The following is a 23755-nucleotide window of genomic DNA, read 5'->3' as shown; positions in this document are numbered from 1 at the left end:
GCACGATGAGATTTGCAGACGGCTGTCATGCTACCTCGTCTGCCGGCCGGACGCGGCGGCCGGCCAGCATCCAGGCTGCGGCCGCGATCTGCACCAGGCCCGCCGCCACGAACAGCCAGCCGTCCTGCCCCGGCCCGCCGACGCCGCGCAGCAGGCCGAACGCGGCCGGCGCGAACGCATAGCCGGCCTGCCCCGCCGCGGTGACCAGCGCCACCACGCGCGCCACGTCGGCCGGCCGGAAGTCGGCCTGCGCGATCAGCGGCGGCAGCGACGTCACATTGCCCAGGCCCAGCCCGAACAGGCAGCAGCCCAGCACCATGCCCGCCGGCGAGCCGTTCGCGGCCAGCAGCACGGCCGAGCCGAGCGCCTGCAGCGCCAGGTTGACCGCGGCCGCCATGCGGCGGTCGGCGCCCGGCCCCATCAACCTGGCCAGCACCATGCGCCCGCCGATCGCGCATGCCGTGGCCAGCCCCATGGCGGCGCCGGCGCCGCTTTCGCCCAATACGGGCACCAGCATCGAGAACAGGTGCGCCACCAGCCCGACCTGGGCGAACAGGCCCAGCGAGGCGGCCGCAATCAAAGTGCGGAAGCGCGCGTCGCGCCACGGCGAGGCCAACGGCCCGGCGCGCGTAGCGGTCGCGACGGCCGGCGCGCGCGCCGGGCCGCCGGCCTCGCCGCCGTCGGGCGACTGTCCGAGCGCGGCGGGCGTCAGTGCCAGGTAGCGCCACGCCAGCCACCAGATCGTCGCGACCATCGCCGCCGCCACCACCAGCACGGCCGCGCCAAAGCCGAGCCATGCGATCAGCGCCACCCACAACGGCGAGAACACCACGCCGCCCAGGCTGGCGCCGTTGAACGCCATGCCCAGCGCGGCGGGACGGCGCCGCTCGAACCACGGCGACACCATCGCATTGAGCGCGGCGCCGCTGGTCATCGCCCAACCCGCGCCGCTGAAAGGCATGGCCAGGAACAATTGCCACGGCTCGCCGGCATGCCCCCAGCCCAGCAGCCCGGCCGCCGTCAGCAACGCGCCCGCGCGGGTTATGTTGGCCACGCCGAAACGGCGATGCAGCCAGCCCAGGTTGGCCACCACCGCGGCGCCGCACAGGAAATGCCCGGTCATCGCCAGCGAAACCAGCGCCACCGGCCAGCCGCGCGCGCGATGCAGCTCGCTCAGGAAGATGGGCGGCCCGTAGAAGCCGATGCCCCAGGCGAACAGGGCAATGATGAAAGCGGCGCCCACCACGCGCCACCCCATGAAGACAACGGGCCGGCGGCCCCCGCCCGACTCGTGCGCAGCTTCTTGCATCGCCCCTCCCCAGGCGTGGTCCCAGGCGGTAGTGTGCCCGCCCGGCCGCGCGCATGTTGCGGCCGCGGTCGAAATGTGGCGCCGCGGGCCTAGTGGGACGCCCCGTCGAACTGCTGCAGCGTCAGGGCGTCCAGGTCGATGGCGGGCACGCAGCGCAGGTTCACCGCGCGCACCGGCGAGCCATCCGGGTTGGCGCCGTACGCGAAGGCCTGGGTGCCGCAGTGGCGGCAGAAGCGATGGTTGATCTTGTGGGTGTTGAACGCGTAGTCCTGCAAGGCCTCCTCGCCTGCCTCCAGCGTGAAGCGCTCGGCGGGAAAGAACGCCAGCAGGAACCCCTTGCGGCGACAGTGCGAACAGTTGCAGCTGATGGCCGAAGCGGGCGGATCCGCGTCCACCGTGAAGCGGACCGCGCCGCAATGACAGCTACCCTGGAACGACATGGCAATCTCCCGAACACGGCACATGGACCGGCCATTCATGGCGACGAGTCTACCGCAGGCCGGGTTATAAACGGTGCATGACCCAGAACATCTACGACAACCCCGATTTCTTCGCCGGCTACAGCCAGTTGAACCGCTCCGTGCACGGTTTGGATGGCGCGCCCGAATGGCCCGCGCTGCGCGCCCTGCTGCCCGAGGTGCGCGGGCTGGATATCGTCGACCTGGGCTGCGGCTACGGCTGGTTCTGCCGCTGGGCCGCCGCCCATGGCGCGCGCTCGGTGCTCGGCCTGGATGTCTCGGCCCGCATGCTGGAACGCGCCGCCGAACTCGATGCGCAGGCCGGCGCGGCCGGCGCCGCCATCACCTACACGCGCGCCGACCTGGAAACCCTGGCCCTGCCCGAGGCCGCGTTCGGCCTGGCGTACAGTTCGCTGACCCTGCACTACATCGAAGACCTGGCGCGCCTGCTGGCCACGGTGCATCGCGCCCTCGCGCCGGGCGGCAGCCTGGTGTTCTCGATCGAGCACCCCATCTACATGGCGTCGCGCCGCCCCGACTGGATCATCGATGCCGAAGGCCGCCGCAGCTGGCCGGTGGACAACTACCAGGTCGAAGGCCCCCGCCGCACCGACTGGCTGGCGCCCGGCGTGATCAAGCAGCATCGCACCCTGGGCACACTGCTCAATGGCGTGATGCGCGCCGGCTTCACCCTGACCCATGTCGAGGACTGGGGCCCGACCCCGCAGCAACTGGCCGAGCTGCCCGCGCTGCAGGATGAGCGCGAACGGCCCATGCTCCTGCTGGTGGCCGCGCGGCGCTGAGGCCGTCAGCCGCCGACCCGCTCCACCAGGAAATCCACGACCGCGCGCACACCCGGCAACTGGCCGCGCCGATGCGGCATCACCAGCGAGGTGGTGACGCTCCCGGCTTCCCATCCGTCCAGCACGCGCCGCAGGCGTCCCGCATCCAGCGCCGCGCGGCACAGGCTGGCCGGCAGGCAGGCGATGCCCAGGCCGGCCTCCGCCAGGCTCGACAGCACGGTCGATTCGTTGGCGGTAGCGCGCGGCAGCGGCACCACGCTCACGGGTGGCGAGGCATCAGCGGGGCGCGCCAGGCGCCAGGTGCCGGCCGCCGGGCCGCTCAGCAGGCCATGATGGGCGGCCAGGTCCGCCGGCTCCAGGGGCGCCGGATGCGCGCCCAGGTAGGCGGGCGCGGCGACCAGGATGAGCGGCTCGCGGGCCAGCGGCCGCTGCACCAGATCGGAATCGGGCAAGGGCGCGAAATGACTGCGCACCGCGATGTCGAATCCTTCCTGCACCAGGTCCACGTAGCGGTCCGATACGTCCAGCAGCACGTGCAGCTTCGGATAGGCCGCCACCAGCGCCGGCAAGTGCGGCGCCAGGTACTGCTGCGCCACCGGCATCGAAGCAGTCAGGCGCACCCGGCCGCTCGGCTCGGCGGCACGGCGGCGCACGATGTCCTGCGCGGCCTCGGTCTCTATGATGGCCGCCCGCGCATGCTCGTAGAAATCGCGGCCGATGTCGGTCAGCGTGAAGCTGCGCGAAGTGCGATGCACCAGCCGCGCCGCCAGCGCGCGCTCGAGCTCGGCCACCCGCTTGCTGACCGTGGATTTGGGCACGTCCAGGCGGCGCGCGGCCGCCGCGAAGCCGCCCTGGTCGACGGCGGCGACGAAGAAATGCAGGTCGTTCAGGTTGAGCATGGCGCCACGCAAAGTCTATAAATGTGGACTTCAGGTTGAATTTTGACCGACTACTCAACCATCGTCCACTGCGGGATAGTCATGCCCACGCGCCGCACCCGGCGGCGCCCCTACAGGAGCACGACATGACCCCTATTCTTTTCTACGGCGTCCCTTCCGGCTGCTCGTTCGGCAGCATCGTGGCGCTCGAGTGGCTGGGCCAGCCCTACCGGCTGTGCCGGATCCAGATGCCCGAGGCCGTCTCCGGCGCGGACTTCCGCCGCATCAACCCGGCGGCCGAGACCCCTGCTTACCTGAGCGCGGCCGGCGACGTGATCACCGAAAGCATGGCCATTCTCAACCACATCGGCGCGCGCGGCATTGCCCAGGGGCTCGGCCATCCGCAAGGCAGCCGCGACTTCGACCGCCTGAACCAGATGCTGGCCTATCTGAACACGAGCTTCTTCAACGCTTTCGCTCCGTTGTGGCACGTGCTCGAACATGACCTAGAAGGCGCCGCCAGGACCGCGCTGGCCGAGTATGGCCGCGACAAGGTCGAAAAAACGCATGCCACCCTGGACGCCCTGCTGGGCGACGGGCCGTGGCTGCTGGGCGAGCGCCGCAGCGTGGCCGACGCCTACTTTGCCGGCATCGCGCGCTGGGCCGACTATCACGCGGTGCTCGACCGGCGTGACTATCCCAATCTCAGCCGCCTGTACGATCGCCTGCAGGCCGACCCGGCGGTGGCGTTCGCACATGGCATCGAAGCCGGGCGGGCGCCTGCGTCCGGCGGCGGCTACCAGGGCGAGATCGCGCTGGCCGATGCGCTGGCGCTGCTGCCGCGCTGAGCCAGGCGCGCGGCCGCGGTTTCAGGGCAGCGGCCGGGCCTTCAACCAGAGGAACATCGGCATGCGGTTCCAGCGGGCCAGGTCCGGCCGCGCCCGTATATCCGGGCGCGGCTCGCGCAACGCCACGACGGCGAAGCCGGCCTGCTCCAGTGCGGCCATGTAGTCTTCCAGCGGCAGCGACCAGCCGGCGAAATCCATGCTCAGGCCGTTGCGCGCTTCCGTGCCCTCGAAGCGCTGGCGGCCGAAGTACGAGCCCTGCAGCACGAACGGCGCGTCCGGTCGGGAGTCGGCGAACTGGCCGCGGTCGGCGAACGGGTGCACGATCGAGACGAACAGCGCGCCGTCGGGTCGCAGCACGCGCCGGATCCCGGCCAGCGCGGCGGGCACATCCTGGACGTCCATCAGCACGTTGTAGGCCATGGCCAGGTCGAAACTGGCCGGCGCGAACGGCAGCGCGGCGGCCGGCGCGACCGCATAGGCGTCGGCCGAATCGGCGGCCGCGGCCGCCGCCACGAAGCGCTCGACCGGATCGGCCGCGGTGACCCGGTAGCCCAGCGCTGTCAGCGCGCGCGCCACCCGCCCCTCGCCGCAGCCGACGTCCAGCGCCGCGCCCGTGCCGGGGCCCACAAACGCCAGCAGCGCATCGCGATACGCCCAGAAAGCGTCGTGGCCCGGCGCGCGGGCCCAGGCGATCCACTGGTCGGCCACGCGCGACCAGTGCGCCCGGTCGGCGTCGCGCTCTTCGTTGCCCATATCAGTTCCTCGTGCACGCAAACCGGCATTCTACGAATGCGGCCGCAATGGTATAAGAAACCGCCGCCTTCATTCCAATACGCCATGTCCACGCCTTCTTCCACCGCGCCGTTCGGCGATGCCGTCATGGCTCATGCCGAAGCGCTCGCCCGCTGGTCCGACCATCCCGACAACCTCACCTGCACCTACCTGACGCCGGCCCACCGGGCGACGGCCCGCCAGTTGCAAGCATGGATGCAGGAAGCCGGTTTCGACACCGTGCGGCAGGATGCCGTCGGCAACGTCATCGGCCGCTACCGCGCCGCGCCCGGCTGCGACGAGCCGATGCTGGTGGCCACCGGCAGCCATTACGACACCGTGCGCGACGGCGGCAAGTACGACGGCCGGCTCGGCATCCTGCTGCCCATCGCGGTGGTGGCCGAGCTGCACCGGCGCGGCGAACGGCTGCCGTTCGACTTCGAAGTGGTCGGCTTCGCCGAGGAAGAAGGCGTGCGCTACGGCGGCTCGTTCCTCGGGTCGTCGGCCTACATCGGCGCGTTCGATGGGGCCCAGCTCGACCGGCAGGACGCCGACGGCATCCCGCTGCGCCAGGCCATGCACGACGCCGGCCTCGACCCCGCGGGCGCGGCCGGCCAGGCCGTCGACTCGCGCCTGCGCCATTATTTCGAAGTGCACATCGAGCAGGGCCCGGTCCTGCAGCAGCGCGGCCTGCCGCTGGGCGTGGTGACCTCCATCGCCGGCTGCGTACGGCGCCGGGTAACGCTGGCCGGCGCCGCCGGCCATGCCGGCACCACCCCCATGGACCTGCGCCGCGACGCCGCCTGCGCGGCCGCCGAGATCGTGCTGGCCGTCGAGGCCCGCTGCGCCCAGGCGCCCGGGCTGGTCGGCACGGTCGGCATGCTGGAAGTGCCCGGCGGCTCCATCAACGTCATCCCGGGCGCCTGCCACCTGACGCTGGACGTGCGCGCCGCGCAGGATGCGGAGCGCGACCGGGCGCTGGACGACCTCGAAGCGCGCATCGCCGAGATCTGCGCGCGCCGCCGCATCGAGTGGACTTGTGAAGAACTGATGCGCGTGCCCGCCACGCCCTGCGCCCCGTCGCACCAGGCGCTCTGGCGGCAGGCCGTGGCGAAGCAGGGCGTGACGGTCCTGGACCTGCCGTCGGGCGCCGGCCACGACGCCATGCTGCTGGGGCGCGTGGTGCCGGCCAGCATGCTGTTCGTGCGCTGCGGCAACGGCGGCGTCAGCCACAACCCCCAGGAAACCATGACGGCCGCCGACGCGCAGCTGGCCGGCCAGGCGGTTCTCGACTTCCTGCGCGCCTTTGGCGCCGATGCGCCGCGGTAGGCGCCTGCGTAATAGGCAAGGATGTCCCGCGATGCGCAGGTGTCTGACATCCTGGCTCGCGGCGCGACCATCCACGCCGCTCACCCCGGCGGCAGCAGCCCCGGCCGGCCTTCGTGGGCCGCCAGGGCCTTGGCCAGGATGAACTCGATCAGCATCGCCAGCGCGCGCGGATGATGGCGGCTCGGCATGTACAGCAGGTACATGCTGCGCCCGAAAATGCTCAGGCGCCACTGCTCCAGCGCGGTCAGCAGGCGGCCCTGCGCGATGTCCTCGTGCACCACGTAGTCCGGCACCACCGCGATGCCCAGCCCGGCCAGCGCCGCGTCGCGCAGGAACGGATAATTGCGCGACACCACGGTGGGCTCCAGCACGACCTGCTGGCGCTGGTTGCCCTGGTAGGCCGACAGCCGCAGCGGCCGGCCGATGACCGCGGCGCTGATGATGGGCGCGCCGCACAGCGCCTCCGGCCGCGCCGGCAGGCCGCGCCGCGCCGCATAGGCGGGCGAGGCGCAGGCCACGTAGCGGACCCGGCCCAGCTCGCGCGCCACCAGGTGGCCGGGCGGTTCGGACATGATGCGCACGGCCAGGTCCACCTCTTCGCGCAGCAGGTCTTCCACGCTGTTCTCGAACAGCACGTCCAGCACGATGCCGGGATAGCTGCGCATGAATTCCAGCAGCCACGGCGACATGACGAACTGCCCGTAGCCGCTCGGCACGCTCAGGCGCACCCGGCCCTGCGGCGTCTTGCCGAGCGATTCGACCGATTCGCGCGCCGCGGCCAGCTCGTCGCGAATGCTGCGGCCGTGCTGGTACAGCTTCAGGCCGATCTCGGTGGGCTCGACCCGGCGCGTCGTGCGGCGCACGAGTTGCATGCCCACGGCCCGCTCGAGCTGGTTCAGGTGGTAGCTGACATTGGCGCGCGTCATCTTCAGCCGGCGCGCGGCTTCGCTCAGGTTGCCGGCGTCGAGGATCTCGACCAGCAGGGTCAGCGATTTGGTGTCCATGAGGCGCAATTGTCAAATTTTCTTGTACGCAGTGTCAACTCTTGATGCCATTGTCAAGACTTCCTTGCTGGGGAAGAATAGGACGGTTACGCACATCACACCAGACAGGCCCGCTGGCCTGCATCTCCGGAGACGACATCCCATGGCAGAGCGCGCGCCCCACGGCGCCGTTGCCTCGCAACGGCACGACGGCATCCTGGTCCTCACCATCGACAATCCCCCGGTCAACGCGCTGAGCGCCGACGTCAGGCGCGGGCTGGCCGACGCGATCCAGGCCGCGCAGGACGATGCCTCGGTGCAGGCGGTGCTGCTGGTCGGCGCCGGGCGGAACTTCATCGCGGGCGCCGACATCCGCGAATTCGGCAAGCCGCCCCAGCCGCCCGCGCTGCCCGACGTATGCAACGCCATCGAGGCCAGCGCCAAGCCGGTCGTGGCGGCGCTGCACGGCGCGGCGCTGGGCGGCGGGCTGGAGATCGCCCTGGCGGCCCACTACCGCATCGCCCTGCCCGGCGCCAGGCTGGGCCTGCCGGAAGTTAACCTGGGCCTGTTGCCGGGCGCCGGCGGCACGCAGCGCGCGCCGCGCCTGGCCGGCGCCGCCGCCGCACTGGACCTGATGCTCTCGGGCCGGCATGCCAGCGCCGAAGAAGCCCTGTCGCTGGGGCTGGTCGACCGGCTGGACAGCGGCGCCGACGCCCTGGCGGCGGGGCTGGCCTATGCGCGCGAACTGCTGGCGCAAGGCGCGGCGCCAAGGCGCACCCGCGACGCCACGGCCGCGCTGGCCGACCGGGCCGCCGCCCAGGCGGCCATCGATGCCGCCCGCGCCCAGGTCGAGGCGCGCGCACGCGGCCTGTTCTCGCCCGCCAAGATCATCGACGCGGTGCAGGCCGCGCTCGACCAGCCGTTCGACGCCGGCCTGCGCACCGAGCGGGCCCTGTTCCTGCAATGCCTGGACAGCCCGCAACGCGCCGGCCTGGTGCATGCCTTCTTCGCCGAACGCGAGACCGCCAAGGCGCCCGAGACCCGCGCTGCCCAGCCGCGTCCGCTGGAACGCCTGGGCGTGGTCGGCGGCGGCACCATGGGCGCCGGCATCGCCGTCGCCATGCTGGACGCCGGGCTGCCGGTGGTCATGGTCGAGCAGGACGACGCCGCCCTGGCGCGCGGCCGCGCCCGCGTCGAGCAGGTGTACGACCTGCTCATCAAGAAAGGCCGGCTGGACGCCGCCGGCAAGGCCGAGCGCATGGCCCGCTACCGCGGCGCCACCTCCTACGACGCGCTGGCCGACGCCGATCTCATCGTCGAAGCCGTGTTCGAAGACATGGACGTCAAGACCGCCGTGTTCGCCGCGCTCGACCGCGTCGCCAAGCCCGGCGCGGTACTGGCCAGCAACACCTCATACCTGGACATCGACCGCATCGCCGCCGCCACGCGGCGCCCGGCCGACGTGCTGGGCCTGCACTTCTTCTCGCCGGCCAACATCATGAAGCTGCTGGAAGTGGTGGTGGGCGGCCGCAGCGCGCCCGACACCGTGGCCACCGGCTTCGAGCTGGCGCGGCGCCTGCGCAAGGTTCCGGTGCGCGCCGGCGTGTGCGACGGCTTCATTGCCAACCGCATCCTGGCCGTGCACCGCCAGGCCGCCGAACTGATGATGGAAGACGGCGCCTCGCCCTACCAGATCGACGACGCCGTGCGCGCCTTCGGCTATCCCATGGGCCCCTACCAGATGACCGACCTGGCCGGCGGCGACATCGGCTGGGCCACCCGCAAGCGGCGCGCCGCCACGCGCGACCCGCAACTGCGCTACGTGCAGATCGCCGACCGCCTGTGCGAGCGCGGCTGGTTCGGCCAGAAAACCGGCCGCGGCTTCTATCTGTACCCGGACGGCGCGCGCACGGGCACGCCCGACCCCGAAGTGCTGGCCATCATCGACGCCGAGCGCCAGCGCGCCGGCATCACGCCGCGCGCGTTCGACCAGGAAGAAATCCAGCGCCGCTACCTGGCCGCCATGATCAACGAAGCCGCCAACGTCGTGCGCGAAGGCATTGCGCTGCGGCCGCTCGATGTCGATGTGGCGTTCCTGTACGGCTATGGCTTTCCGCGCCATCGCGGCGGCCCGATGCACTACGCCGACCAGGTCGGCCTGCCGCGCATCCTCGCCGACATACGCGAATTCGCCCCCCAGGATCCCCATTTCTGGAAACCGGCGCCGCTGCTGGTCGAACTGGCCGAAAGCGGCCGGACTTTCGCCAGCCTGAACCACGCCTGACCGCCCGGCCGCCCCGCCGTTCCCATTATCTTTACTGGATTGCCCGCCATGCGCGAAGCCGTCATCGTCTCTACCGCCCGCACGCCCATCACCAAGGCCCATCGCGGCGAATTCAACCTGACCCCGGGGGCCACCCTGGCCGCCTTCGCGGTGCGCGCGGCGGTCGAGCGCGCCGGCATCGACCCGGCCCTGATCGAAGACGCCATCCTGGGCTGCGGTTATCCCGAAGGCACCACCGGCCGCAACATCGGCCGCCAGGCGGTGATCCGCGCCGGGCTGCCCGTCAGCGTGGGCGGCGCCACGGTCAACCGCTTCTGCGCCTCGGGCCTGCAGGCGATCGCCAGCGCGGCGGCGCGCATCGTCATGGACGGCGCGCCCGCGATGATCGCCGGCGGCGTCGAAAGCGTGTCGCACATCCGCACGCGCGACGACCCCAACGCCGGCACCGATCCCTGGATCCTCGAAAACAAGCCGGCCCTGTACCTGCCCATGATCGAAACCGCCGACATTGTCGCGGCCCGCTATGGCATCAGCCGGGAAGCGCAAGACCGCTTCAGCGTGGAAAGCCAGCGCCGCACCGCCGAAGCCCAGGCGGCCGGCCGCTATCGCGACGAGATCATTGCCGTCACCACCACCATGGCCGTCACCGACAAGGCCACGGGCGCGGTCACGCAGCGCGAGGTCACGGTGGACGCCGATACCTGCAACCGTCCAGGCACCACCTACGAGAACCTGGCCAGGCTCGAGCCGGTGCGTGGCGCGGGCCAGTTCATTACCGCGGGCAATGCCTCGCAGCTGTCGGACGGCGCGGTGGCGTGCGTGCTGATGGAGGCCCGCGACGCCGAGCGCGCCGGGCTGCAGCCGCTGGGCGCGTTCCGCGGCCTGGCCATCGCCGGCTGCGAACCCGACGAAATGGGCATCGGCCCGGTATACGCGGTGCCGCGCCTGCTGGCCCGCCACGGCCTGAAGGTCGACGACATCGACCTCTGGGAACTGAACGAGGCGTTCGCCTCGCAGGCGCTGTACTGCCAGCAGACCCTCGGCATTCCGGCGGAAAAGCTCAATGTCGATGGCGGCGCCATCTCGCTGGGCCACCCGTTCGGCGTGACCGGCGCGCGGCTGGCCGGCCACGTCCTGATCGAAGGCCGCCGGCGCGGCGCGCGCCATGCCGTGGTCACCATGTGCGTGGGCGGCGGCATGGGCGCGGCCGGCCTGTTCGAAATCTATTGAGCACGAGAACATCCATGGACTTGAATTTCACCCCCGAAGAAGAGGCGTTCCGCGCCGAAGTGCGCGCCTTCCTGGCGGCCGAGCTGCCCGAGGCGCTGGCGCGCAAGGTGCGCGAGCACCGCCGCCTGCGCAAGGAAGACATGGAAGCCTGGCACGCCATCCTGAATGCGCGTGGCTGGCTGGCCAGCCACTGGCCGCGCGAATACGGCGGCACCGGCTGGAGCGCCGTGCAGAAATTCATCTTCGAGAACGAATGCGCGCTGGCCCATGCGCCGCGCATCGTGCCGTTCGGCCTGAGCATGCTGGGACCCGTGCTGATCAAGTACGGCGACGAAGCGCAAAAGCGCTACTGGCTGCCGCGCATCCTGGACGGCTCCGACTGGTGGTGCCAGGGCTACTCCGAGCCGGGCGCCGGCTCGGACCTGGCCTCGCTCAAGACCAGCGCGGTGCGGGACGGCGACCACTACATCGTCAACGGCCAGAAGACCTGGACCACGCTCGGCCAGCACGCCAACATGATCTTCTGCCTGGTGCGCACCCGAACCGAGGGCAAGCCGCAGGAGGGCATCAGCTTCCTGTTGATCGACATGAACACGCCCGGCATCGAGGTCCGTCCCATCATCACCCTGGACGGCGAGCACGAAGTCAACGAAGTGTTCTTCTCGGATGTGCGCGTCCCCGCCGCCAACCTGGTGGGCGAGGAAAATCGCGGCTGGTCCTGCGCCAAATACCTGCTGACCTACGAGCGCACCAACATCGCCGGCGTGGGCCTGTCCACTGCGGCCCTGCTGCAGCTCAAGGAACTGGCCGCGCGGCAGCGCAAGAACGGCCGCCCGCTGGCGCAGGACCCGGCCTTCGCGGCGCGCCTGGCGCGCGTCGAGATCGAGCTCGACAACATGCGCACCACCAACCTGCGCGTGCTGGCCGCCGCCGCCAACGGCGGCGCCCCGGGCGCCGAGAGCTCCATGCTCAAGATCCGCGGCACGCAAATCCGCCAGGAACTCACCGCGCTGAACCGCCGCGCCATGGGGCCCTACGCGCGGCCGTACATCGAGCAGGCGCTCGACGACGACTACGCCGGCCCGCGCATCGGCCCGCACGGCGCCGACAGCGCGGCCGCCCAATACTTCAACTACCGCAAGCTGTCGATCTTCGGCGGCTCGAATGAAATCCAGAAGAACATCATCTCGAAGATGATCCTGGGACTGTAAGGAACCCGCATGAACTTCGACCATACCGAAGACCGGCGCATGCTGTCGGACATGTTGAAACGCTTCGTGGCCGAACAGTACGGCTTCGCCGTGCGCGACCGCATCGCGCGCTCGCCCGAGGGCTACAGCGCCGAATTCTGGCAGCGCTACGCCGAACTGGGCGCGCTGGGCGCGCTGTTCGCGGAAGCCGACGGCGGGCTGGGCGGCGGCGGCTTCGACATCGCGGTGGTGTTCGAGGCGCTGGGCCGCGGCCTGGTCGTCGAACCTTTCCTCGACGCCCTGATGGCCGGCGATGCCATTGCCGCGGCCGGCTCGGCCGAACAGAAGCAGGCGCTCGAATCGCTGCTGGCCGGCGCCACGGCGATCGCCCTGGCGCACGCCGAACCGGCCAGCGGCTACGAGCTGGCGCGGGTGCAGACACGCGCCACGCGCGACGGCGACGGCTGGCGCCTGGACGGCGCCAAGGCGGTGGTGGCCCAGGCCGAGCGCGCCAACCTGTTCGTGATCTCGGCCCGCACCGCCGGCGCCGAAGACGAGGCCGACGGCATCTCGCTGTTCCTGGTGCCCGCCGGCACGCCCGGGCTGGGCGTGCAGGGCTATCCGCTGATCGACGGCGGGCGCGGCGCCGATCTCTCGCTGGAGGGCGTGCGGCTGCCGGCCGGCGCCCTGTTGGGCCAGGCCGGCGCCGGCCACGCCGTGCTGGAGCGCTGCATCGGCAAGGGCCTGCTGGCCTTGTGCGCCGAAGCCGTGGGCGCCATGGACGCGGCGCGCGACGCCACGCTGGAATACTTGCAGACGCGCAAGCAGTTCGGCGTGCCGATCGGCCGCTTCCAGGCCCTGCAGCATCGCATGGCCGACGTGCTGCTGGAAATCGAGCAGGCGCGCTCGTCGGTCATCAACGCCGCCGCCTGCCTCGACCACCCCGACCGCGTGGCGCGCGAGCGCGCGCTGTCGGCGGCCAAGTACACCATCGGCCGGGTCGGCACGCTGGTGGCCGAAGAATGCATCCAGCTGCACGGCGGCATCGGCATGACCTGGGAACTGCCGCTGGCGCACTACGCCAAGCGGCTGGTGATGATCGACCACCAGCTCGGCGACGAAGACCACCACCTGGCGCGCTTCATCGCGCTGGGCGCGCACCAGGATTGACGCCATGAGCGATACCCGAGCTAGTAGCGATACCGGCGACCTGGATTTCCCGCTCGACGGGATCCGCGTGCTGGATCTGTCCCGCGTGTTCGCCGGCCCCCTGTGCGGCCAGGTACTGGCGGACTTCGGCGCCGAAGTGGTCAAGGTCGAGCACCCCGTGCGCGGCGACGACACGCGCGACTGGGGCATGCGCGTCGGCAAGACCGAGACCACCTACTACAACAGCATGAACCGCAACAAGCGGTCCATCACGCTGGACCTGCAGTCGCCCGAGGGGGTGCAGATCGTCTACGACCTGCTGCCGCATTTCGACGTGGTCGTCCACAACTTCAAGAGCGGCGGCGCCGAAAAGCTCGGCCTGGGCTACGAAGCGCTGAAGGCCCGCAAGCCGGACCTGATCTACTGCGGCATCGGCGGCTACAACAGTTCGGGTCCCGAAGCCGCGCGCCCGGGCTACGACCTGGTGATCCAGGCCGAGAGCGGCCTGATGGCGATCAATGGCGAAGCGGGCCAGCCCCCTCTGAAATTCGGCGTGGCCGCGGTCGACATGATGACCGGCATGTACGCCGCCCAGGCCGTGCTGGCCGCGCTGTTCCGGCGCGAGCGCACCGGGCGCGGGCGCCTGATCGAAATGGCGCTGTACGACTGCGGCATCATGGTGACCAGCTACTACGGGCTGGACGCCATGCTGCTGGGCCGCGACCCGCAACGCTACGGCAATGCCCACCCGTCCATCGTGCCCTACGGCATGTTCGAGGCCGCCGACGGCCCGCTGATCATCGCCGTCGGCACCAATACGCAGTTCGACAAATTCTGCCGCCAGGTCGTCATGCGCCCCGACATCGTCGAGGATCCGCGCTACGCCACCAACGTCGAGCGCGCCAGGAATCGCCTCACGCTGCTGCCCATGGTCACCGACCTGATCCGCACCTTCGAGCGCGACGTCCTGCTGGAGCGCCTGGCCGCGTGCGGCATCCCCTGCGGCAAGGTGCTGGGCCTGCACGAAGCCCTGACCAGCGAACGCACCCGCCAGGGCGGCCTGCTGCAGGAGCTGCCGCATCCCGTGGCCGGCTCCACGCACGTGTATGCGCCGCCGTACCGGCTGGACGGCCAGCGGCTGCCCATCCGCCACGCGCCGCCCACGCTCGGCGAAGGCACCAAGGAAGTCCTGCAGCGCCTGCTGGCATTGCCGGAAGACGAACTGCGCGCGCTGCAGGCCAGGGGCGTGCTGACCCTGCCCGACATGCCGTCGGGCGACTGAGATTCGAACCCGGCGGCGCGCCCCCGGGGCCCGCACGCCTGGACACAGGAGAGCAAATCGCAGTGGAGCACCAAGAGACAACCATGATGAGCAACACCCCTTCCGTCGATTTTCCCGTTTCGCGCATCCGTCGCGGCCTGCTGGCCGCCGCCGCCAGCCTGCTGGTGGCCGGCGGCGCGGCCGCGCAGACGTGGCCCAGCCAGCCGATCCGGCTGATCGTGCCGTTCCCGCCCGGCGGCCCCACCGACGTCGCCTCGCGCCTGGTCGGCCAGCAGCTCGAGGCGCGCCTGAAGCAGCCGGTGATCGTGGAAAACCGCCCCGGCGCCTCGGGCTCGATCGCGGCCGGCCTGCTCAAGCGCTCGCCGGCCGACGGCTATACGCTGATGATGCTGGCCACGCCCACCCTGTTCGCGCCGTTCTTCTACAAGAGCGCCGGCTACGAAACGCCCAAGGACTTCCAGGCCGTGGCCACGGTCTACGACCTGCCCATCGTGGTGGTGGTCAACCCGCAAAAGCTGCCGGACATCAAGACCCTGCCGCAACTGATCGACTACGCCAAGGCCCATCCCGGCGAACTGAACTACGCCAGCTCGGGCGCCGGCAGCTTCGGCCACATGACCATGGAACTGCTGCAGGACGTCGGCCAGTTCAAGATGCAGCACGTGGCCTACAAGGGCGGCGTGCCGGCCATCACCGACACCATCGGCGGGCAGGTGCCCATGATGTACGCGGACCTGGTCGCGGCCCTGCCCCATATCCAGGCGGGCAAGCTGCGCGCGCTGGCCGTCGGTTCGCCGACGCGCGTGTCCGTGCTGCCCGACGTGCCGACCATCGCCGAGCAGGGGTTCGACGGCTTCGATGCCGTTTCCTGGGGCGGCCTGCTGGCGCCGCTGGGCACGCCGCAGGCGGTGGTGGACCGCCTCGGCCGCGAACTGCAGGCCATCCTGGCCGAGCCCGGGCTGCAGCAGAAACTGATCAACGCCGGCACCATCGCCCATTACGAGCCGGCGGCCGAGATGGCCGCGCGCGTCGCGTCGGACTACGCCAAATGGGGCAAGCTGGCGCGCGACAAAGGCATGACGGCCGAGTAGGCGCGGCGGGCATGCGCCCGCGCACGACCTGGCCACGATCCCTCACCGGCCCGCGCCGCCCGGCCAGCGCGCGGGCCGCAACCCAGCCGGCCATATAAAACATCGGAGACAACCCACCATGCCTTGCACCCTCACCCGCCGTGCCTGCCTGGGCCTCGCGCTGGCCGCCGTGACGGCGGCCGCCGCGCCGTGGCCGGCCCTGGCCAAGACCGACTTCCCCACCAAGCCCATCACCCTGATCGTCCCCTTCCCGGCCGGCGGATCCACCGACCGCCACTTCCGCGTCATCGCCCAGGAAGCCAGCAAGCACCTGGGCCAGAACGTGGTCGTGGAGAACCGCCCGGGCGCCGGCGGCACCCTGGGGCCGAGCAACATGGCCAAGACGGCCAAGCCGGACGGCTACACCATCAGCCAGTACCCGCTCGGCATGCTGCGCATGCCCTACATGCACAAGACCGACTGGGACCCGCTGAAGGACTTCACCTTCATCCTGGGCCTGTCGGGCTACACCTTCGGCTTCACCGTGCGTTCGGACTCGCCGTTCAAGACCTTCGACGAGTACATCCAGGCCGCGCGCGACAAACCCGGCACCATCGACTACGGCTCCACCGGCGTGGGCTCGTCGCCGCACCTGCTGATGGAAGAAGTCGCCATCAACGCCAAGGTGAAGCTCAACCACGTGCCGTTCAAGGGCAACGCCGACATGCAGCAGGCCTTGCTGGGCGGCCACATCATGGCGCAGAGCGACGCCTCCGGCTGGGACCAGTTCGTCGATGCCGGCAAGATGCGCCTGCTGGTCACCTTCGGCGAAAAGCGCACCAAGCGCTGGCCCGACGTGCCCACCGCCCAGGAACTCGGCTACGGGGTCGTGTCGACCTCGCCCTACGGGCTGGCGGGCCCGGCCGGCATGGACCCGGAAGTGGTGCGCATCCTGCACGACGCCTTCAAGAAAGCGCTGTACTCCGAGGCCAGCATGCAGGTCATGCAGCAGCTCAACCAGGAACCGGTCTATCGCGACAGCGCCGACTACCGGGCCTGGGCCGAGGCCACCTACGCCAAGGACAAGGCCCTGATCGAGCATCTGGGCCTGATGGCCAAATAAGGTCCCCGGCCGGCGGCGCGCTCAGGCCTCGCCCGCCTCCCACCCGGGAAACGGATCGGGGTAGGTCGACCAGGCGGCCGGCCCCTGCGCCATCTCGGCGTCGTCCAGCAGGCAGCGGTCCAGGCGCGCGCGCAGCGCGGCCTGGTCCATGCCCATGCCGATCAGCACCAATTCCTGGCGGGCGTCGCCGGTTTCCTCGTGCCATTTGGCGCGAATGCGGGCCACCGTCTCCGCGTCCCGCGGCCATTGCTCGGCCGGCACGGCGGCCCACCACCGGCCCGCCAACCCGTGGCGGCACACCCCGCCCGCCTGCGACCACGAGCCCGCCAATGCGGGCCGGCTGGCCAGCCAGAAAAAGCCTTTCGAGCGCACCACGCCCGGCCAGTCCGATTCGATCAGCGCGTGAAAGCGGGCCGGATGAAACGGCCGGCGCGCCCGGTAAACGAAGCTGTCGATGCCATATTCCTGCGTTTCCGGCAGGTGTTCGCCGCGCAGCTCCTTCAGCCAGCCGGGCGCCTGCGCGGCCTGCTCGAAGTCGAACAGCCCGGTATCGAGCAACTGGTCCAGCGGCACGCGGCCGAACTCGGCCGCGACGATGCGCGCGCGCGGGTTCAGGCGCCCGAGCATGGCCGCCAGCCGCTCGCGCGCGCCAGCCTCCACCAGGTCGATCTTGTTCAGCACGATCACGTCGCAGAACTCCACCTGCTCGACCAGCAAGTCGACCACTGTGCGCTCGTCCGCGGCGCCGAGCGACTCGCCACGCGCCTGCAGGCTGTCGTACGAGCTGTAGTCGCGCAGGAAGTTGTACGCGTCCACCACGGTAACCATGGTATCCAGGCGCGCCACGTCCGACAGGCCGCGGCCCGTCTCGTCGGCGAACGTGAACGTCTCGGCCACCGGCAAGGGTTCGGAAATGCCGGTGGACTCGATGACCAGCTGGTCGAACTTGCCTTCGCGCGCCAGCCGGCTCACTTCCAGCAGCAGGTCCTCGCGCAGCGTGCAGCAGATACAGCCATTGCTCATCTCGACCAGCTTCTCTTCGGTGCGCGACAGTTCGGCGCCGCCCTGGCGCACCAGGTCGGCGTCGATGTTCACCTCGCTCATGTCGTTGACGATCACCGCCACCCGGCGGCCCTCGCGATTGTTGAGGATGTGATTGAGCAAGGTGGTCTTGCCGGCGCCGAGGAAGCCGGAAAGAACGGTGACGGGGAGTTTGTCCATGGTGTGCGAAGCGGCGGAATGAAGGAGGCGAAGCAATTTATGTAATGTTATATCATTCCTAAACCTGGCACGCCATGTCCCTACCGCCGGGCGGCCCGCTCCAGCCATTCGCGCAGCGCGGGATCGCGCGGCTCCAGCACTTCGAACAGCCCGAGCGCTCGCAACGACGGCAGCGCCCGGGCAATGTCGCGCTCCGCGGCGGCGCGCGCCGCGGCATCGGCCGACGGATCGCTCCACAGCCTGGCATTGGCCAGGAAAGCCGCCACGGTGCCCTTGCGCACCGCCACGCCGCCGATCTCGGTCCAGTCCTGGCGGCCGGGCAGTATGTCTTCCGCTCGCATGATGATGTCCTCGTGAAGTCATTGCAGAGCCTCCACTCTAGGCGCGACGGCCGGGCCGCGCTGCGGTATAACAGCCAATCCATACGCCTTTCGCGCCATGTCCGATCCGCTGCTGCCGCCTCGCCGCGCGCAATCCGACGACGGCCCCCCGCTCATCGCGGTGGCGGCCGACGGCCCCCAGCCGCGCGTCACGCCGGCGCATCGCCATGCCCGCGGCCAGCTGCTGGGCGCCGCCCGCGGGCTGCTGTCAGTGGGCACGGACGACGGCCTGTGGGTCGTGCCGGCGACCCAGGCGGTCTGGATACCGCCGGGCGTGTCGCACAGCCTGCGCTCGCACGGGCCCTTCGCCGGCTGGAGCGTCTACGTCGCGCCGCGCGCCTGCGCGGGCCTGCCCGCCACGCCGTGCGCGGTACAGGCCTCCGACCTGCTGCGGGCGGCCGTGCTGCGCGCGGCAGCATGGGACGGCAGGCCGGCCGATGCCGCCTGCCGGCGGCTGCACGGCGTGATCCTCGACGAATTGCGCAGCCTGCCGCGCGGCGCGCCCGGCTTGCCGATGCCGCGCGACCCGCGCCTGCTGCGCATCGCCCGGGCCTTGAGCGACGACCCTGCGGATACGCGCCGGCTGGAGGACTGGGCGCGCTGGGCCGCCATCGCACCGCGCACGTTGACACGCCGCTTCGCCGCCGAAACCGGTTCCGCCTTCAGCGACTGGCGCCAGCGCCTGCGGCTGATGCGGGCGCTGGAAATGCTGGCCGCCGGCCGCCCCGTCACCAGCGTGGCGCTGGACCTGGGGTACGACAACGTCAGCGCCTTCATCGCCATGTTCCGGCGCGCCTACGGCACCACGCCGGCCCGCTATTTCGACCAGGCCGCCGCACGCCATGACGCCGCCTGATCGCGCGGCCGCCGCATCCGCCCCCGCCTGGCTGGCGTACGCCCCCATGCTGTTCCTGCTGCTTTGGTCGTCCGGCTTCGTGTTCCTGAAGCTGGGGCTGGCCTACGCGGATCCGCTGACCTTCCTGGCCCTGCGCTACGCCTGCGTGGTCGCGCTGGTGGGCTGCGCCTTTGCCTGGCTGCGGCCCGCCCTGCCCGCCGACGGCCGCGCCTGGCTCCACCTGGCGATGGTCGGCCTGTTCCTGCAGGCCGGCTACTTCGCCTGCACCTACCTCAGCCTGAAGCTGGGGCTGTCGGCCGGCGCAGTGGCGCTCATCACGTCGCAACAGCCGATCCTGGTGGGCCTGCTGGCGCCCGCCTTTGCCGGCGAGCGCGTCGGACTGCGCCACTGGGCCGGGCTGCTGCTGGGCGTGGCCGGCGCCGCGCTGGTGATCCTGGCGAAATCCTCGCTGGGCACGGCCACCCCGGCCGGGGCGCTGTTCGCGCTGTTGGCGCTGCTATCCATCGTCGCCGGCACGCTGTGGGAAAAGCGCCATGGCACCGGCACCCATCCGCTCACCGCCAACCTGGTGCAGTATTCGGTGGGCCTGGCTGTCTCTGCTCCCCTGGCGCTGTGGCTCGAACCGATGCGCATCGACTGGGCCCCGGCGCTGTTCGGCTCGCTGGCCTACCTGGTGCTGTGCAACTCGCTCATCGCCATCTCGCTGCTGCTGGCCATGATCCGCCACGGCGAGGCCGCGCGCGTTTCCGCGCTGTTCTTCCTGGTGCCGCCGACCACCGCGGTCATCGCCTTCCTGGTGCTGGGCGAGACGATCCCGCCGCTGGCCTGGCCCGGCATGCTGCTGGCCGTGGCGGGCATTTACCTGGTGATGCGGCCCAGCCGGTAAGGAAACCGTAACAGAGCGCTTCTAGTCTGTGCGCTCTTACAAAAATCCGAACCGGGAACCCACAATGAAGCACTGGAAACTGGCCGCGGCGTGCGCCGTGCTGCCCCTGGCCCTGGCCGCATGCGGCAGCAGCAGCGACGACGATGGCGACCGCGCCGCCCCGCCCCCGTCGCCGCCCGCGGCCGAAACGCCGCGCCACATCGCCGCGGTCGAGCTGATCGGCCGCTACGAAAGCGGCGCCTACGGCGTCAGCGCCGCCGAGATCCCGGCCTACGACGCGGGCACCAAGCGCGCCTTCATCGTCAATGCGCAGTCCGGCAAGGTCGACATCCTGGACCTGCGGGCGCCGGCTGCGCCCGCGCACCTGGGCGTGCTCGACGCCGCGTCGGTCACGCCGGGCGCCGAGATCAACAGCGTGGCCGTGCGCGACGGCCTGGTCGCCGTGGCGGTGCAGGCCGCCAACAAGACCGACCCCGGCCATGTGGCGCTCTATGACGCCGCCAGCTTCGCATTGCTGGGCTCGGTGCAGGTCGGCGCCCTGCCCGACATGGTGACCTTCACCCCGGACGGCAAGTATGTGCTGGCGGCCAATGAAGGCGAGCCCTCCGACGATTACGCCATCGATCCGGAAGGCTCGGTCAGCGTCATCGATGTCGCCGACCCGTCCGCGCCAACCGCCCGCACGGCCGGCTTCGCCGCCTGGAACGGCCAGGAAAGCGCCCTGCGCGCGCAAGGCGTGCGGCTCATGGGGCCACGCGCCAGCGCCGCGCAGGACCTCGAGCCCGAGTACATCGCCGTCGCGCCTGACAGCGCCACGGCCTGGATCACCCTGCAGGAAAACAACGCGCTGGCCAAGCTCGACATCGCCAGCGCGCGCATTACCGCCATCCTGCCGCTGGACGCCAAGGACCACGGCGTCGAAGGCAATGGCCTGGATGTCAGCGATGCCGACGGCGCCATTGCCATCAAGCCCTGGCCGGGCGTGAAAGGCCTGTACATGCCCGACGCGATCGCCGCTTACACGGCCGGCGGCGCCACCTACCTGGTCACCGCCAACGAAGGCGACGGCCGGCCCTGGGGCGAGGACAACCCGGACTACTGGAACTGGGGCCGCGACGCGGACGGCAACTGGCTGGGTCTGACCACCGCCGACGCGCCGGGCTTCGTCGATGAATTCCGCGTCAAGCATCTGGTGCACAAGAACGGCTTCGAGCGGCGCGGCGGTGACGACCTGCCGCCGCAGTTGCGCCAGCTGGCGCCCGGTGCGCTGCTCGACCCGGCCGTGTTCGGCTATTGCGGCGCCACCGCCACCGACCCCGGCGACTGCCGCGCCGACGAACAGCTGGGCCGCCTGACCGTGACCTGGACCATGGGCTACAAGCAGAACGCCGACGGTTCCCCGCAACTCAGCGCCGATGGCCGGCTGGTGTACGACACCCTGTACGCCTACGGCGCGCGCTCGTTCTCGATCCGCGACGCCGACGGCAAGCTGGTGTGGGATTCGGGCGACCAGTTCGAGCGCATCACCGCCGAGCGCTATCCCGACTGGTTCAACTCGGGCCACGACGAGACCCTGTTCGACGACCGCAGCGACAACAAGGGACCGGAGCCGGAAGGCATCACGCTGGGCAGCATCGGCGCAAAAACCTATGCCTTCGTCGGCCTGGAGCGCGTCGGCGGCATCATGGTCTATGACATCACCGACCCGGCCAAGCCGGCGTTCACCACCTACGTCAACTCGCGCAACTTCGGCGTCGATTCGGCGGCCGACCCCGCCGGGGCCGGCGACCTCGGCCCCGAAGGGCTGGCCTTCGTGCCGGCCGCCGATTCCCCCACCGGCGAGCCGCTCCTGATCGTCGGCCACGAAGTCAGCGGCACCACGGCGATCTACCGGATCGTGCTGGAGGACGACGCCTCCTGAACGACACCCGGCGGCGGCGGGCGCCGCCCGCAGGACGACCTGCCCTGGACGATCACGTCCAGGGCATCGGCGCTAGGCCCGCCCTCCGCGCAACGCGGTCCGGAACGACAACTGCCCGACCAGGCCGGCCCCGGCCAGCACCAGGGCGGTCGACAGGGCCGGCGACGGGCCCAGCCCGGCCAGCGCCGTGCACAAGGCACCGACCGCCATCTGCAGCGCGCCGTACAGGCCCGAGGCCGAGCCGATTACCTGCGGGTTCACGCCGACCGCCAGGCTCAGCGCGGTCGGGCCGGCCACGCCGGCGCCCAGGGTATAGAAGAACATCAGCACCACCAGCGGCGCGACCGCGACGTGGCCGGTCAGCACCCATCCCAGCAGCAGGAACGCCGACAACGCGCTCAGGGTATTGCCGCCGATCAGCAGGCGGTCCAGCGGCAGCTTGCCGATCAGGCGCGTGGTGATGACACTGCCCAGCCACACGCCCGACACCAGCACGGCCAAGTACAGGCCGACCTCATCGGCGGGCCGGTGCAGCTGGTCCACGAAAATGAACGGCGCCGAGGCCACGAAGGCGAACATGGAGGTCGTGGCGCAGCCACCGCCCACCGCATAGCCCAGGAATACCCGCGAGGCCAGCAGTTGCCGGTAATGGCGCGCCAGGGTGGCCACGGAGATGCGCGCCGCCGTCAGGCCGGTCTCGGGCAACAGGCGCCAGGCGAACACGAAATTCACCACGCCCAGCACGCACAGCGCGAACAGCACCGCGCGCCATCCCAGCGAGGCGGCCAGCGCGCCGCCCACGATGGGGGCCAGGCCGGGCGCGATCGTGACCATCAGGTTCATCAGCGCCAGGCGCTTGGCCGCCTCCGATGGCGCCGCGGTGTCGCGCACCATCGCCCGGCCCAACACCAGCCCGGCACAGCCGCCCAGCGCCTGGAACAGCCGCGCGGCGATCAGGGCATGCACCTGCGGCGCGAGCGCCGCCGCCAGGCCCGCCACCGTATAGATGGCCAGCCCGACCATCAGCACGCGACGGCGCCCGTAGCGGTCCGACAAGGGGCCATAGATCAGTTGTCCGACGGCCAGGCCGATGATGTATAGGCTCACCGTCATCTGCATGGCGCCGTTGCCGGCATGCAGGTCGCGGCCGGCCATGGCCAGCGCCGGCACGAATATATGCATGGCCAGCGTGCCGCTGAAGGTGAACAGCGCCAGCAGCCATAGCGGCACGTGCGGCGGCGGGCTGCCAGTGCCGCTGAAGCTGCCCTGCAAGGTCTGCGCCGACGCGCTCATGGCGTGCCGCCTCCGACGTCGGCCTCCAGCGCCGCGCAGAGCTGGGTCAGCAGGCGCGCCGCGCGCTGCAGTTCCTCATCCGGAATGTCGCGCATCACGTTGTCGCGCACTTCCTTGGCCACGCGCTCGACCTGCTCCACCGTCGCCTGCCCGCGCGCGGTCAGCACGATGACCTTGGCGCGCCGGTCCTGGTCCTCTTCCTTGCGCTCCACCAGGCCGGCGGCCTGCAGCGCGTCGATCAGGCGCACCACCGACGAGCTGTCGAGCGCCAGCGAGGCGGCCAGGTCCTTCTGGCGCATGGGGACGGCGGCCCGCGACAGCCGCACCAGCGGCAGCCAGGTGGCTTCGGTCAGGCCATAGGGTTGCAGCCGCCGGTCCACCGCGCGGCGCATGCTGCGCGCCGCCTGCGCCACCGAAGATGTGAATTGGGCGCGCAGGGAATCGGTCATGATGCAGCGGAAAAAATAAATGACATATCAATTAATTGTATA

Annotated in this window: 22 protein-coding genes; 13 read left to right on the top strand and 9 right to left on the bottom strand. The window is 70.8% G+C overall.

Annotated features, from left to right (window positions below):
• Positions 1-25 precede the first annotated feature (25 nt).
• The gene (locus tag CAL24_RS09130; RefSeq protein ID WP_081760347.1) at positions 26-1309 is read right to left on the bottom strand and encodes an MFS transporter; all 1284 of its coding nucleotides are present in this window, start codon (positions 1307-1309) and stop codon (positions 26-28) included.
• A gap of 89 nt (positions 1310-1398) precedes the next feature.
• Complete coding sequence (locus CAL24_RS09125) at positions 1399-1749, bottom strand: GFA family protein (protein ID WP_028353334.1); 351 nt, start codon at positions 1747-1749, stop codon at positions 1399-1401.
• Positions 1750-1826: 77 nt separating this feature from the next.
• Between CAL24_RS09125 and CAL24_RS09120 the strand changes: the two genes are divergently transcribed.
• Positions 1827-2570, top strand: coding sequence for a class I SAM-dependent methyltransferase (locus tag CAL24_RS09120; RefSeq protein ID WP_028353335.1), 744 nt, complete (start codon positions 1827-1829; stop codon positions 2568-2570).
• A gap of 5 nt (positions 2571-2575) precedes the next feature.
• Here CAL24_RS09120 and CAL24_RS09115 read toward each other — a convergent pair whose 3' ends face one another.
• Positions 2576-3469, bottom strand: a complete 894-nt coding sequence (locus CAL24_RS09115; protein ID WP_094806464.1) for a LysR substrate-binding domain-containing protein — start codon at positions 3467-3469, stop codon at positions 2576-2578.
• A gap of 125 nt (positions 3470-3594) precedes the next feature.
• On the opposite strand from CAL24_RS09115, the gene CAL24_RS09110 reads away from it, so the two are divergent.
• The gene (locus tag CAL24_RS09110; protein ID WP_028353337.1) at positions 3595-4296 is read left to right on the top strand and encodes a glutathione S-transferase family protein; all 702 of its coding nucleotides are present in this window, start codon (positions 3595-3597) and stop codon (positions 4294-4296) included.
• A 21-nt stretch (positions 4297-4317) separates the two neighbouring features.
• Here CAL24_RS09110 and CAL24_RS09105 read toward each other — a convergent pair whose 3' ends face one another.
• Entirely contained in the window at positions 4318-5049 is a 732-nt protein-coding gene (locus tag CAL24_RS09105) for a class I SAM-dependent methyltransferase (RefSeq protein ID WP_028353338.1), read from the bottom strand.
• 84 nt (positions 5050-5133) lie between these two features.
• Between CAL24_RS09105 and CAL24_RS09100 the strand changes: the two genes are divergently transcribed.
• Positions 5134-6396, top strand: coding sequence for an allantoate amidohydrolase (locus tag CAL24_RS09100; RefSeq protein WP_094806537.1), 1263 nt, complete (start codon positions 5134-5136; stop codon positions 6394-6396).
• A gap of 80 nt (positions 6397-6476) precedes the next feature.
• Here the strand turns inward: CAL24_RS09100 and CAL24_RS09095 are convergent, their stop codons facing one another.
• Positions 6477-7400, bottom strand: a complete 924-nt coding sequence (locus tag CAL24_RS09095) for a LysR family transcriptional regulator (protein WP_028353340.1) — start codon at positions 7398-7400, stop codon at positions 6477-6479.
• A 142-nt stretch (positions 7401-7542) separates the two neighbouring features.
• On the opposite strand from CAL24_RS09095, the gene CAL24_RS09090 reads away from it, so the two are divergent.
• From CAL24_RS09090 to CAL24_RS09060, 7 genes are all read left to right on the top strand, one after another.
• Positions 7543-9663 carry a 3-hydroxyacyl-CoA dehydrogenase NAD-binding domain-containing protein gene (locus tag CAL24_RS09090; RefSeq protein WP_094806463.1) on the top strand — a complete coding sequence of 707 codons (2121 nt, stop codon included), beginning with the start codon at positions 7543-7545 and terminating at the stop codon, positions 9661-9663.
• A gap of 48 nt (positions 9664-9711) precedes the next feature.
• Positions 9712-10893, top strand: coding sequence for an acetyl-CoA C-acyltransferase (locus CAL24_RS09085; RefSeq protein WP_028353342.1), 1182 nt, complete (start codon positions 9712-9714; stop codon positions 10891-10893).
• A 14-nt stretch (positions 10894-10907) separates the two neighbouring features.
• Positions 10908-12104, top strand: coding sequence for an acyl-CoA dehydrogenase family protein (locus CAL24_RS09080; protein ID WP_028353343.1), 1197 nt, complete (start codon positions 10908-10910; stop codon positions 12102-12104).
• A gap of 9 nt (positions 12105-12113) precedes the next feature.
• Positions 12114-13253 carry an acyl-CoA dehydrogenase family protein gene (locus CAL24_RS09075; protein WP_094806462.1) on the top strand — a complete coding sequence of 380 codons (1140 nt, stop codon included), beginning with the start codon at positions 12114-12116 and terminating at the stop codon, positions 13251-13253.
• A gap of 4 nt (positions 13254-13257) precedes the next feature.
• A complete protein-coding gene (locus tag CAL24_RS09070; RefSeq protein WP_094806461.1) occupies positions 13258-14514 on the top strand; it encodes a CaiB/BaiF CoA transferase family protein in 1257 nt (418 codons plus the stop codon).
• A gap of 83 nt (positions 14515-14597) precedes the next feature.
• The gene (locus CAL24_RS09065; RefSeq protein WP_432759282.1) at positions 14598-15605 is read left to right on the top strand and encodes a Bug family tripartite tricarboxylate transporter substrate binding protein; all 1008 of its coding nucleotides are present in this window, start codon (positions 14598-14600) and stop codon (positions 15603-15605) included.
• Positions 15606-15723: 118 nt separating this feature from the next.
• The gene (locus tag CAL24_RS09060; RefSeq protein WP_028353347.1) at positions 15724-16707 is read left to right on the top strand and encodes a tripartite tricarboxylate transporter substrate binding protein; all 984 of its coding nucleotides are present in this window, start codon (positions 15724-15726) and stop codon (positions 16705-16707) included.
• Positions 16708-16728: 21 nt separating this feature from the next.
• On the opposite strand, the gene zigA is transcribed toward CAL24_RS09060, so the two are convergent.
• Positions 16729-17928, bottom strand: a complete 1200-nt coding sequence (gene zigA, locus CAL24_RS09055; protein WP_028353348.1) for a zinc metallochaperone GTPase ZigA — start codon at positions 17926-17928, stop codon at positions 16729-16731.
• A gap of 80 nt (positions 17929-18008) precedes the next feature.
• Positions 18009-18269: a hypothetical protein gene (locus CAL24_RS09050; protein WP_028353349.1), complete on the bottom strand. Its 261-nt coding sequence runs from the start codon at positions 18267-18269 to the stop codon at positions 18009-18011.
• Positions 18270-18366: 97 nt separating this feature from the next.
• Here CAL24_RS09050 and CAL24_RS09045 point away from each other — a divergent pair, with 97 nt between their 5' ends.
• From CAL24_RS09045 to CAL24_RS09035, 3 genes are all read left to right on the top strand, one after another.
• A complete protein-coding gene (locus tag CAL24_RS09045) occupies positions 18367-19164 on the top strand; it encodes an AraC family transcriptional regulator (RefSeq protein ID WP_038853142.1) in 798 nt (265 codons plus the stop codon).
• Complete coding sequence (locus CAL24_RS09040; protein WP_028353350.1) at positions 19151-20050, top strand: DMT family transporter; 900 nt, start codon at positions 19151-19153, stop codon at positions 20048-20050. Before CAL24_RS09045 ends, CAL24_RS09040 begins: the two co-directional genes overlap by 14 nt.
• 64 nt (positions 20051-20114) lie before the next feature.
• Positions 20115-21971, top strand: a complete 1857-nt coding sequence (locus CAL24_RS09035; RefSeq protein WP_094806460.1) for a choice-of-anchor I family protein — start codon at positions 20115-20117, stop codon at positions 21969-21971.
• 72 nt (positions 21972-22043) lie between these two features.
• Here the strand turns inward: CAL24_RS09035 and CAL24_RS09030 are convergent, their stop codons facing one another.
• Positions 22044-23264: a multidrug effflux MFS transporter gene (locus CAL24_RS09030; protein ID WP_051439312.1), complete on the bottom strand. Its 1221-nt coding sequence runs from the start codon at positions 23262-23264 to the stop codon at positions 22044-22046.
• A complete protein-coding gene (locus CAL24_RS09025; RefSeq protein ID WP_094806459.1) occupies positions 23261-23713 on the bottom strand; it encodes a MarR family winged helix-turn-helix transcriptional regulator in 453 nt (150 codons plus the stop codon). Before CAL24_RS09025 ends, CAL24_RS09030 begins: the two co-directional genes overlap by 4 nt.
• Positions 23714-23755: the final 42 nt, after the last annotated feature.

Source organism: Bordetella genomosp. 2 (assembly GCF_002261345.1).
In the GTDB taxonomy this organism is placed as follows: domain Bacteria; phylum Pseudomonadota; class Gammaproteobacteria; order Burkholderiales; family Burkholderiaceae_B; genus Bordetella_A.
Note: the sequence above shows the minus strand (reverse complement) of the source record. Positions and strands in the feature narration are given on the sequence as shown.